Origin of the sequence: Haemophilus sputorum HK 2154 (genome assembly GCF_000287615.1) — a bacterium.
In the GTDB taxonomy this organism is placed as follows: Bacteria; Pseudomonadota; Gammaproteobacteria; order Enterobacterales; family Pasteurellaceae; genus Haemophilus_A; species Haemophilus_A sputorum.
This window is the reverse complement of the sequence record NZ_ALJP01000009.1, coordinates 56,509-68,974: the sequence shown is the minus strand read 5'-3', so window position 1 is coordinate 68,974 and position 12,466 is coordinate 56,509. Positions and strand designations below refer to the sequence as shown.

Here is a 12,466-nt window from a genome sequence, read left to right as displayed (position 1 = left end):
AAATAGACTTCTATTCTAGCTAATCAGCTATAAGCACGCAAATAATTGTAAGAGCTGCTTTGATTTATCACAATAAACCACCTAGAAATAGGGATAGAGAAAAGCTCATTTTTCAGCTTTAGCTGATGAATCATGCAAATTTGCAAACTTTTCGGAAAATCCGACCGCTTACCATTCAAAAAAGCGCGATTTTGCGGTATGATTCTCATCATTTTTGCGAACAAACAAGGTTAACATTTATGCAACAACAATATAACCCAAGCCAGATTGAACCCGCTGTTCAACAATATTGGGCTGAAAATAAAGTCTTCAAAGCGATCAAAGATACGTCTAAAGAAAAATATTACTGTCTTTCAATGTTCCCTTACCCATCAGGCCGTTTACACATGGGTCACGTGCGTAACTACACCATCGGTGATGTGGTTTCTCGTTATCAACGTATGAACGGCAAAAATGTATTACAGCCAATTGGTTGGGATGCATTTGGTTTGCCGGCTGAAGGTGCTGCAATTAAAAATAAAACTGCACCCGCAAAATGGACTTACGAAAATATCGAATACATGAAAAACCAGCTCAAAATGTTGGGCTTTGGTTATGACTGGGATCGCGAAATTGCGACTTGCCGTCCAGAATACTACAAATGGGAACAATGGTTCTTCACCGAGCTTTATAAAAAAGGCTTAGTTTATAAAAAAACCTCAACTGTAAACTGGTGTCCAAACGATGAAACCGTATTGGCTAACGAACAGGTGCACGAAGGTTGCTGCTGGCGTTGTGACACTCCGGTCGAACAAAAAGAAATCCCACAATGGTTTATTAAAATCACTGACTATGCAGAACAATTACTAGGTGGATTAGACCAACTGCCACAATGGCCGGATATGGTAAAAACCATGCAACGTAACTGGATTGGTCGTTCTGAAGGGGTGGAAATTACATTTGATGTGGCAGATACCGCAGAAAAAGTTGCGGTTTATACCACCCGCCCAGATACTTTCTATGGTGTGAGCTATTTAGGTATCGCGGCAGCGCACCCATTAGCAGAATTAGCGGCAGAAAAAAATCCTCAATTGGCTGAATTTATCCGTGAAGCGAAAAATGCCAAAGTGGCCGAAGCAGACCTTGCCACTATGGAGAAAAAAGGGATGGCAACGGGCTTATTCGCTATTCATCCATTAACCGGTGAAAAATTACCAATTTGGGTCGCGAACTTTGTGTTAATGCACTACGGTACTGGCGCAGTAATGGCGGTTCCAGCACACGACCAACGCGACTTTGAATTTGCTCAAAAATACAATTTGCCAATTAAACAGGTAATCGCACCGCTTGCAGATGAAGAAATTGATTTAACCAAACAAGCTTTCGTTGAACACGGTAAATTAGTGAACTCTGCTGAGTTTGATGGTTTGGATTTTGATGCTGCATTCAACGGTATTGCGGACAAATTAGAAAAATTAGGCGTGGGTAAACGCCAAGTTAACTATCGTTTGCGTGACTGGGGCGTTTCTCGTCAGCGTTATTGGGGGGCACCAATTCCAATGCTCACCTTACCAAACGGTGAAACTGTGCCAGCACCAATCGAAGATTTACCGATTATTCTGCCGGAAGATGTGGTCATGGATGGCGTGAAAAGCCCAATTAAAGCGGATCCAAACTGGGCAAAAACCACCTTCAACGGTGAACCTGCATTAAAAGAAACCGATACCTTTGATACCTTTATGGAATCATCTTGGTACTACGCGCGCTACACCTCACCAAGCTATGCGGAAGGCATGTTGGATAAAGAGGAAGCGAATTACTGGTTACCGGTGGATCAATATATCGGCGGTATCGAGCACGCGACAATGCACTTGCTCTACTTCCGTTTCTTCCACAAATTATTGCGTGATGCAGGTTTCGTAACGAGCGATGAGCCGGCACAAAAATTATTATGCCAAGGCATGGTATTAGCGGATGCGTTCTACTACACCAGTCCGACTAACGAGCGTATTTGGGTGAGCCCAACGCAAGTGACCCTTGAGCGTGATGAAAAAGGTCGTATTATCAAAGCAACCGATCCGGAAGGCCGTGAATTGGTGCATACCGGTATGACCAAAATGTCGAAATCCAAAAACAACGGTATCGACCCACAAGAGATGGTGGAAAAATACGGTGCAGATACTGTGCGTCTATTTATGATGTTCGCGTCTCCTGCAGAAATGACGCTTGAATGGCAAGAATCCGGCGTAGAAGGTGCGAAACGTTTCTTAGGCCGTGTATGGAATTTAGTGTATGAATACAGCCAAAATCCTGCAAAAACCGCTTTAGATGTGACCGCACTTTCTGCAGACCAAAAAGCGCTTCGCCGTGATGTGCATAAAACGATCGCGAAAGTGAGCGATGATATTGGTCGCCGTCAAACCTTCAATACCGCTATCGCGGCAGTGATGGAGTTAATGAACAAATTAACCCGTGCACCATTAGAAAGCGAACAAGATCGTGCGGTTATGGCAGAAGCATTAAGCGCTGTAGTACGTATGCTTTACCCTATCACACCACATATCTGCTTTGAATTATGGAAAGCTTTAGGTAACGAAAGCAATATCGACCATGCAGAATGGGTGAAAGCTGACGAAGCTGCGATGGTAGAAGACGAAAAACTTATCGTGGTACAAGTCAACGGTAAAGTTCGTGGCAAAGTGACTGTTGCAGCTGATGCGGATGAAGAAACCGTGAAAACTGTTGCATTTGCAGATGAAAATGTGAAGAAATTTACTGACAATACACAAATCGTGAAAGTGATTTATGTACCAGGTAAATTGTTAAATGTGGTGGTTAAACCGCAATAATCCATAAAATAACCGCATTTTATTCTAAGCGTTGCATAAAGGACTCTTAAACAAAATAAAGTGCGGTGAATTTTACAGGTAATTTTTATGATGAAATCAATCAAAACGATCTGCTTAGTTGGGGCAACGGTTTTTCTGACCGCTTGTGGATGGCATTTTAAGAATAATGAAATGTTACCAACTGAATTGCGCACACTAACATTTGAAAGTGCCGATCAACACAGTGATATGTCTCGCGTTCTGCGTAATCAATTACAGCTTAACGACGTAAAATTAGTTTCTAGCCAAGACCATGTTGCTAAATTACGTTTAGTTAATGCTTCAAGTGGTAGCAAAGTGGTGTCTGTATTTAAACAGGCTCGCGAGGCAGAAAAATTATTAACATTAAATGTACAAGCTGTTGTAGATGTTCCAAACAAAGGTGCTTACCCGCTAGAAGTTTCGGTACACCGTACTTTCTTTGATGACTCTCGTGCTGCATTAGCAAAATCTGCAGAACAAGAGATGATTATGAAAGATATGTATGAACAAGCTGCACGTCAGTTAATTATTAAAATGACGGGCTTACATCAAGAACTTCATCAGGCAAAATAACCCAATCCCCCATTTTGGGGGATTTTCTTATCACTATGCAAAGAATCTTTCCTGAAGCACTCACTTTACAGCTCAACAAAGTCCTATCACCCTATTATTTACTGACAGGAACCGATTTACTTTTGTTAGATGAAGCGAAAGTGCAAATTATCCAAGCAGCTAGAGAACAAGGTTTTGATGAAAAAACGGAATTTACCGTGAATCAAGAAACGCCTTGGGACACGCTTTTGGAAAGTGCACAATCTATGGGTTTATTTTTCAATCGCCAGATTATTATTCTTAATCTGCCTGACAACATCACAACCCAACAGGCTAAACAGCTAGAAACACTCTGTCAGCTCAGCCATTCAGATTTATTATTGATTTTTTGCCTACCAAAATGGACAAAAGCACTTGAAAAGCAAAATTGGCTACATCAGATTGATGCGCAAGCCATTCAAGTAAACTGCCAAACGCCCGAAATCAGTAAACTACCTGCTTGGGTAGGTATGCGTGCAAAGACCTTATCACTTCAAATTGAACTAGAGGCTGTTCAATTGCTCTGTTATAGCTATGAAGGGAATTTATTAGCACTCAAACAAGCATTACAATTACTTCAATTACATTTTACTGATGGGAAAATCACGCTCAATCGAGCAAAAGAAATTGTTGAGCAATCCGCACAATTTAACCCATTTCAATGGGTAGATGCGTTATTAAATGGGAAAATTGCCCGTGCAGAACGTATTCTGGCGCATTTAAAAAATGAAGATGTTCAGCCAGTTATGTTACTACGTATTATTCAAAAAGAACTAATGATTCTACTAGAACTGACTCGCTCACCAGCACCTGTTTTACATAGTCAAACACCGCTTTATATTGGTAATTTACGTGCAGAATTCGACCGCTTGAAAATTTGGCAAAATCGGAGAATGGCTTATCAACAAGCGTGCCAACGCCTAACCTATCAACAACTATATCAACTTATTCAAAAACTTGCTGAATTAGAACGCCAAGTCAAACAAACCTTCGATGAACAAGTTTGGATAGGATTAGCCCAATTCTCAGCTTTATTTAAATAGAAAACCTAGCCATTTGGCTAGGTTTTCTTTCATATTAAATTTGGTTTTAAGCTGATTTATTTTTACGATTTCGATACCATTTCCAGCCGAAATAGAGCGCTAAAACGCCTAATATACTAAAAATAATATGTTGTCCATTTTTCACTTGATGCTCTAACCATTCTAAATTTTTCGCACCATAATCGCCTAAATAAACCCAAATCGGAACAGAGATAATTGCTGCACAGAAATCAACTGCAATAAATTGCGTATAGCTTACGCGACGAGTAATGCCTGAAACTAAATAAACAACCGCTCTTAATCCTGGTAAGAAACGCGCTAAAAATAATAGGCGATTACCTTGTTTTTCAAAACGCTCTTGCACTGCCACATAACGGCTTTCAGTCACAATATTACGAATTAGCGGGAATTGTCTAATTTTCTCACCGTAAATACGCCCTAACCAGTACATAGTGCTATCACCTACCAATACGCCAAGCATACTCACAACAAGCATCCAATGAACATTGGTATAACCCAGTCCAGAAATTACACCACCAGAAACTAAAGTAACATCTTCGGGAATCGGTACACCAAAACCACAGGCTAATAAAACTAAAAATACCGCCCAATAACCATAACTACTAAAAAATTCAATTAAAAATTCCATGTCTATCCTTGTTGATTAAGATCTTTTACTGAGTGACGCACAACCAATTCCGGGTGGAATTCTAATGTATGTGGCTCACTTGCTTTTTCGCTATTTTGAATACGTTCTAACAATAAATCTAAGGCAGCTCTACCTAAACGAGATTTTGATTGATGAATCGTGGTTAGCGGTGGCGCGTAAAAGCGAGAGCTATGAATATTATCATAACCTATGATAGAAATATCACTTGGCACAGATAGCCCCTTTTCAGTAATAGATGAAATTGCGCCTAAAGCCTGAACATCACTAAAACAGAAAATAGCAGTTGGCAATTCTTTTTGGCGGAACATATTATTCATACATTCAAAACCATCTTCTGGTTCAAAGTCACCATCAAAAATCCAATCTTGATTGATAGGTAAATTAGCCTCTTCCATAGCTTTAGTAAATCCCTCTAAACGCAATTTAGAGATTGTTTTTTCTAAAGATCCAGCAATAACACCAATGGCTTTATGTCCTTTTTCAATCAAATGACGCGTAGCTAAATAACCACCTTCAACACTATTATCTAAAATACGATCGCTTTTACCATCGTGTACGCCCCAGTCCATTACTACCATAGGCACATTAGTTCCATTAAATAACGCTAAAGATTTTTCAGTATATTCTGAACACATAACTAAAATACCATCTACGCGTTTTTTAATTAGCATATCTAAGTGATTTTGGATTTTCTCCGGCTCATTTTGTGTATTACATAAAAAGAGAGAATAACCTTGTCGATAACACTGCTCTTCAACTGCGAGCACCACTTCAGCAAAATATGGCGATTCACTGGTTGTAATAATCATCCCGATAGATTTAGTCGTATTCACTTTTAAGCTACGCGCAACTGCACTAGGCGAATAGTTTAATGCTTTCACAGCATCCCATACCGCTTTAGTTGTATCTTCTGCTACAAATCGGGTTTTATTAATAACATGAGAAACTGTCGTGGTTGACACGCCAGCATGTTTTGCAACATCTTTAATCGTCGCCATAAAAAACTCACTTTTATTCTAAAATAGTAACGTTTTATTATAACGATTTTAAACAAGAGCGTGAACAATTAGAATTTTTTTACACAAAAAAATAAAACCCTCCGAGGAGGGTTTCTCAAATTGCTTGAACAAATAAATTATAATACACCTTGTTCTAACATTGCTGTTGCCACTTTTTTGAAGCCCGCAATGTTTGCACCATTTACGTAGTTCACAAAACCATCGGCTTCGCGACCATTTTCAACGCAGTTTTCATGAATTGCGCTCATAATACCGAATAAACGTTGATCAACTTCTTCACGAGTCCAAGATAAACGCATTGCATTTTGGCTCATTTCTAAACCTGAAGTTGCTACACCACCAGCATTTGCCGCTTTACCTGGCGCATAAAGAATTTTTGCCGCTAAGAATACTTCAACACCGTCTAAAGTTGTTGGCATATTCGCACCTTCTGCTACACAGATGCAACCATTTTTAACCAATTCTTTTGCATCATTGCCATCTAATTCATTTTGTGTTGCACAAGGCAATGCAATATCACATTTTACACCCCAAGGTTTTTGACCTTCAAAGTATTGTAATCCTTGCTCTTTGGCATACACAGATAAACGTTCACGACGTTCATTTTTCAAGACTAATAAAGCAGCTAGTTGAGATTCGGTCATGCCTGCATCAGAGAATAAGACATAGCCATTTGAATCTGAAACAGTTAAGACTTTTGCCCCTTTTTGGATAGCTTTTTCAGCCGCATATTGCGCTACATTACCTGAACCAGAAATGACTACACGTTTGCCTTCAAAACCTTGCCCACGGGTTGATAGCATTGCATCAGCAAAATAAACCGCACCATAACCGGTCGCTTCAGGTCGAATTAAGCTACCGCCCCAAGTTAAACTTTTACCTGTTAGTACAGAAGTAAATTCATTACGTAATTTTTTATACTGACCATACATATAACCGATTTCACGACCACCTACACCAATATCACCCGCAGGAACATCAGTATCTGCACCAATATGGCGAGAAAGTTCGGTCATGAATGCTTGGCAGAAACGCATTACTTCAGCGTCTGATTTGCCTTTTGGATCAAAGTCTGAACCACCTTTACCACCACCCATTGGCAATGTTGTTAATGCATTCTTGAATACTTGCTCAAAAGCTAAGAATTTTAATACGCCTAAATCGACCGTCGGATGGAAACGAATCCCACCTTTATAAGGGCCAATTGCTGAGTTCATTTGGACACGGTAGCCACGGTTAACTTGTACGTTACCATTATCATCAACCCAAGTTACACGGAAAGTAATCACTCGTTCCGGTTCAACTAAGCGCTCTAAAATACCATGTTTAGTATATTGTGGATTTTTAGCTAAAAATGGCGCTAGAGAAATAAACACTTCTTCAACCGCTTGGTGGAATGGTGCTTGATTTGGATCGCGTTGTTTAATTTTTTGGAACAATGAATCTAATGCGTGTAAATCGCTCATGGTTGGCTCCTGTTTAGTTATAATTTTAAAAGAATGTTGTGTTTTAAAGTGGTTTTGAGTTTATCAATACTTTTTTTACTTGAAAAGTATAATTACAAAAAATAATGCAATAAATTAGAAAAATTAAGTTTAAATGCCTATTTTTTACTCAACTAGAGCGAATTTATCATTTTTTTGTGACAAAAATCACGCTTTTAATCACTTAGCACTCTATTAGAAGTTTTTATGGATTAGAAAAATTTATAACAAAAACCCATCAAGCTTATAGGCCTGATGGGTAATTAAAAGTGTTTCTTCAACAACTACTTTTCTTCATACTTTTTCATAAATTTTGAAATTGCATTAAGGAAGATATTTTTAATAGGTTGGGCTTTCCGTTCAAATTCAATATTTTTTTCTTTAAATAAACGGAATTCATCGGCTGAAGCTTTTTCTGGCTTAATATAAGTATTTGCCATTTTTGCCCAGCTATCCATAGAGAAATGATATACATCAATTAGATATTGGATAATTGCTTTTACCTCTTTATCCTTCACTTTGGCTTTTAATTCCGTTAATTGTTTAACTTCTTTTTCCGATTGATTCCAAACATTTTGTTTATAGTCCTCAATCACCATTTTGATATTCTTCTTATCAAAATCACCACAAAATTTTTCACAGCTTGATAAAAGCTGCTCTTCGAAATTCGGCATAAAAGTACTATTCGTATCAGACATCCACTTGAAGAATTTTGTGAAATCATCTTTACCTGTTGGGGATTTCATATTAGAAATGGAAATAGGCTTTAATAAAGCCTCTGGTATATCTGGAAGTTGATTATTCACCAATTTCTCAGTTGGCATTGGCCTTTCTACATAAGCCGCTTGACTTTGACAAGCTGAAAGCGACAATACGCTTATCGCGAATAGGCTAGATAGAATAATTTTTTTCATACTAAACTCCTAAGTTCGAACTAAATACAAGCGGTAGATTTTCTGCAAAATTTTACAAAAATTCTACCGCTTGCTGACCTTATTGAGCTGGGTTTGGCGCATTATCAGTGAGAGGTTGATCTAACTTCACATCACTCACTAAGCCTTGATTATCAAAGTAAACGTATAAAGTACGCTGAATCGGATCGTTATAACCTTCACGCTTAATAAAGACGTAATCCCAACGATTTTCGCCAAATACGTTTTTCAACATTGGGGTGCCTAATAAATATTGCACTTGAACTGGCGTCATACCGATTTTGATCTGATCAATTTTATCTTGTTCTAAATAGTTACCTTGAGGTACATCAATACGATAGACGACTTTTTTTACCGTAGAACAGGCGCTAACACCCATCACTAATGCAAGCACTGCAAGAAGAGATTTCATTTTCATATATAGTTGACCTTTGAAAAACTGTAATTTGGCGCATCATACCAAATTAGCTAGAAAAAGACGATTATTTATTACGCTCAAGCTGATCGCGAAGATTCGTCGGCAATCCTTTGATTGTTAATGTGTCGTTTAGTTCATCCCAAATCAGGCGTTCTCCTAAAAGTTCAGCATTAAAACTAATTGTGACCCCTTTTCCAGATCCTGAAAATTTGGTGAGCGTCTTCAACGCATTACGCACAGGGGGAATAGATTCTTCTAAACCATATTCTTGTGTTTGAGCAAATTGCGCAAAATCTAACTCATTTAACGTTGGCATTGATTCTGAAAGTTCTGTCAGCACAATTTCTTCGCCACTAGCAATTTGACCTTTGCAATAATCAAACACTTGTTTTTTTACTTCGCGCGTTTGAGGGGCAGAAAGTTCCCCTTGTTCACAGTAATCGCTTACTGCTTGTAATAATGTTTGGTTCTGTACTTGCGGGTTAAAACCTTCTTCTGCACTTAAAAAGTCCATAAAGAAATCTGCAATTTTCCGCCCTACTCGCCCTTTAATAAAGGTTAAATAGCGATTAGATTGCGCGTTAAGTTTCAATTCAGTTAAATTGATTCGACAAGCAATGTCATATTGCGTGATCTCTAAATATTGCGTTTGTTGAATCTCTAGCTGTTCATTGACTAACATCGAACTTCTGCTATCAATTAACGCAACAAATAAATAGTCAGTCGCTAAAAAATTATAGCGGCAAAGAATAAAAGTTCCACCTGAAGCAAATGGATATTTAGCTAACTCTGTGGCTAACATATTGGCACAGCTTTGGCTAAATGGCAGAAAATCTACCTCCTGTTCTAACAAGCGATTAAGCTGTTGGGCAAAAACTGACTCCGACTTAAATATGCCATAGGCTTTCGCTTTTGCTTGATATGCTTGATGAAGTTGCAGCATCATCTGCTCAACATCAGCATTAACCACTAACAAATTATCTCTTAGATGAGTGGTTAAACTTGGCATTTCACCTTCTCCTTGTTGAAGTTGGTGAAGCACTATCTCTGTTACATTTATACTCATTATTTCTTCTCTTGACTAGGAATCTCAACTGCTGGATCTAACGGCGCATCAATTTTATCAATGATGGCTTTTAAACCATAATCGTCTTTATCTGGTTGATTACTGAATAAATCCACTTCTTTATTCAGCAATGGATTTTCAATACCAATCCATTTTGCGATACCATCCGTAAAGTTTAAACCAGATTTAAATACCTTATAAACATGACGTTCTGTATCATCACTCGAAATTTTAAACAGCGGCACATTAAAATGCAGCTTGCTTTTACCACTGCTATTGTGAATTTTAATATTATCTTCACTGATTTCATGCGATAAGCCATGATCAGAGAAATAAATCATTGAGAAACTACGATTAGATGTCGTTTCATTCTGGCGTAAAGCCTCATAAATACGTTTGATGACTTCATCTGTTTTCTTAATTGAAGAAACATAACAATTCACGTTGAAATATTTTTTCGGCAAGCTTTCATCATCATACATTTTCGGATAATCCGTTAAGCGATCGCAGCTAATTGGATGCGAACCATACAAATGCACTACAATAAAGCGCTTGCCTTGATGTGGTTGCTTAAGCACTTCATCAAATTTTGGAAGCAACTCAAAATCACTGATATTCTGATTTAATGAATCGCCAGCTTTAGTAAAAATTTTCACATCACTTTTATTTGCTAACGATGAAATCGGCGTATCAAACTCACCCAAATAACCTTGATTAGAAAGCCAATAAGTTTGAATACCCGCCGATTTAATTAAATCAATCAAGCTCAACTCATAATTACTTTCCCAGTTTTTCGTATCGGGTTTAGTCAACATTAACCGCAAAGAAGCAATTGTGTTAGTTCCACCAGAGGTAAAACCATCAATTAATGTGCCATTTGCCTGACTCATAAAAGGCGTATTTCCAGATGGATAGCCATACGCATGATGATAATCTTTACGCGCACTTTCACCAATAATTAACACATAATCATCATATTTCGATGCACTTGATAAAGTGGATTTACCCCATTTCGGCTCAATGGTTAAGTTATTAAGCACATCTAGCTCTTTTTTTACCTTCATACTTTCGGTATAAAAAACTTGGAAAAATTTTAGTCCACTAGATGGTAAAGCCAATAACAGCACCCCAAAAATCACAAAAGTTTTATTTTTAATCGGCTGAAGATTAAACTCATTTGTAATTTTTCGATAAAAAATGACCGCTAGTAAAATCGCAACTGCACTCGCATAGTTCAACCACGAGATCTGCATGAGAAACTCTTTGCTTTCCATTAAATCGGTCGCAAAAATCGATGCAATATATTGATAAGTTGGCGCACCAAAGGTAATTCCTACTGGCGTATAAAGGGCATAACCAATACTGATTGGGAGTAACAAAAAGTAGAATGTTTTTTTACTAGCACTTAAGGTAATGATAAGCACCATTAAGCTAAGCACATCTAAAATGTTAGGTTCAGGGAAAAAACCAGAGCCTTTTAACATTAAAAAAGCTGCACTAAATGCCAATAAAAAGGCGAGCAACGCCCACCCAATTTTCTTTCCAGACATTGTTTGAATTCTCTATTTCTAGTTAAACAAGATTGTTCTATAATAACGCAATTTTGTTTTTAGTACACCAATCATAGAGGCAATTAAAATGAGTAAACCAATTTATAACCGTATTTTATTAAAATTAAGCGGCGAAGCGCTGCAAGGCGAAGAAGGATTTGGTATCGATCCGTCTATTTTAGATCGTATGGCGCTTGAGATTAAAGAACTCATTGAAATGGGCGTAGAAGTCGGCGTAGTCATCGGTGGCGGTAACTTATTCCGTGGCGCAAAATTAGCTAAAGCGGGTATGAATCGTGTTGTAGGCGACCACATGGGGATGCTTGCAACGGTAATGAATGGTTTAGCAATGCGTGATGCGCTTCACCGTGCAGATGTGAATGCGAAATTGATGTCAGCTTTCCAATTAAATGGTATTTGTGATACTTATAACTGGTCTGAAGCAATCAAAATGTTACGTGAAAAACGCGTGGTCATTTTCTCTGCCGGTACAGGTAGCCCATTCTTTACAACTGACTCTGCAGCTTGCTTACGTGGTATTGAAATTGAAGCCGATGTAGTATTAAAAGCTACTAAAGTAGATGGTGTTTATGATAAAGACCCAGCAAAACACAATGATGCTCAGTTATTCAACAGCCTTTCTTATGCAGAAGTGATTGATAAAGAACTACAAGTGATGGACTTAGCAGCGTTTACGCTTGCTCGTGACCACGGTATGCCGATTCGTGTATTTAATATGGGCAAACCAGGTGCATTACGCCAAGTGATTTTAGGTGAAGAAGAAGGTACAACCATTCGCTAATAGAAGCTGAATAAAAAATAAAGAAACGGTAGAAATGATGAT

11 protein-coding genes are annotated in these 12,466 nt (G+C 38.2%); 4 read left to right on the top strand and 7 right to left on the bottom strand.

Features of this window, described 5'->3' with window-relative positions; all coding sequences use genetic code 11:
- The first annotated feature begins 239 nt into the window (after positions 1 to 239).
- The 3 genes from leuS (at position 240) to holA (ending at position 4,483) form a co-directional block, all read left to right on the top strand.
- A complete protein-coding gene (gene leuS / locus HMPREF1128_RS02850; protein WP_007524895.1) occupies positions 240 to 2,828 on the top strand; it encodes a leucine--tRNA ligase in 2,589 nt (862 codons plus the stop codon).
- 87 nt (positions 2,829 to 2,915) lie between these two features.
- Entirely contained in the window at positions 2,916 to 3,422 is a 507-nt protein-coding gene (locus HMPREF1128_RS02845; RefSeq protein ID WP_007524077.1) for an LPS-assembly lipoprotein LptE, read from the top strand.
- A gap of 35 nt (positions 3,423 to 3,457) precedes the next feature.
- Positions 3,458 to 4,483, top strand: a complete 1,026-nt coding sequence (holA, locus tag HMPREF1128_RS02840; protein ID WP_007524355.1) for a DNA polymerase III subunit delta — start codon at positions 3,458 to 3,460, stop codon at positions 4,481 to 4,483.
- 46 nt (positions 4,484 to 4,529) lie between these two features.
- On the opposite strand, the gene HMPREF1128_RS02835 is transcribed toward holA, so the two are convergent.
- From HMPREF1128_RS02835 to HMPREF1128_RS02805, 7 genes are all read right to left on the bottom strand, one after another.
- Positions 4,530 to 5,132, bottom strand: coding sequence for a DedA family protein (locus HMPREF1128_RS02835; protein ID WP_007525097.1), 603 nt, complete (start codon positions 5,130 to 5,132; stop codon positions 4,530 to 4,532).
- Positions 5,133 to 5,134: 2 nt separating this feature from the next.
- Positions 5,135 to 6,151, bottom strand: coding sequence for an HTH-type transcriptional repressor PurR (purR, locus tag HMPREF1128_RS02830; protein WP_007524936.1), 1,017 nt, complete (start codon positions 6,149 to 6,151; stop codon positions 5,135 to 5,137).
- A 137-nt stretch (positions 6,152 to 6,288) separates the two neighbouring features.
- The gene (gene gdhA / locus HMPREF1128_RS02825) at positions 6,289 to 7,638 is read right to left on the bottom strand and encodes an NADP-specific glutamate dehydrogenase (RefSeq protein ID WP_007525492.1); all 1,350 of its coding nucleotides are present in this window, start codon (positions 7,636 to 7,638) and stop codon (positions 6,289 to 6,291) included.
- 302 nt (positions 7,639 to 7,940) lie between these two features.
- Positions 7,941 to 8,570 carry a hypothetical protein gene (locus HMPREF1128_RS02820; RefSeq protein WP_007525345.1) on the bottom strand — a complete coding sequence of 210 codons (630 nt, stop codon included), beginning with the start codon at positions 8,568 to 8,570 and terminating at the stop codon, positions 7,941 to 7,943.
- A 79-nt stretch (positions 8,571 to 8,649) separates the two neighbouring features.
- Positions 8,650 to 9,006 carry an outer membrane protein assembly factor BamE gene (gene bamE / locus HMPREF1128_RS02815; RefSeq protein ID WP_007524003.1) on the bottom strand — a complete coding sequence of 119 codons (357 nt, stop codon included), beginning with the start codon at positions 9,004 to 9,006 and terminating at the stop codon, positions 8,650 to 8,652.
- 64 nt (positions 9,007 to 9,070) lie between these two features.
- On the bottom strand, positions 9,071 to 10,072 hold the full coding sequence (yejK, locus tag HMPREF1128_RS02810) for a nucleoid-associated protein YejK (protein ID WP_035530087.1): 1,002 nt from the start codon (positions 10,070 to 10,072) through the stop codon (positions 9,071 to 9,073).
- Positions 10,072 to 11,622, bottom strand: a complete 1,551-nt coding sequence (locus HMPREF1128_RS02805) for a phosphoethanolamine transferase (RefSeq protein ID WP_007524410.1) — start codon at positions 11,620 to 11,622, stop codon at positions 10,072 to 10,074. The genes yejK and HMPREF1128_RS02805 overlap by 1 nt, the downstream gene beginning before the upstream one ends.
- A gap of 88 nt (positions 11,623 to 11,710) precedes the next feature.
- Between HMPREF1128_RS02805 and pyrH the strand changes: the two genes are divergently transcribed.
- Positions 11,711 to 12,424, top strand: coding sequence for a UMP kinase (pyrH, locus tag HMPREF1128_RS02800; RefSeq protein ID WP_007524599.1), 714 nt, complete (start codon positions 11,711 to 11,713; stop codon positions 12,422 to 12,424).
- Positions 12,425 to 12,466: the final 42 nt, after the last annotated feature.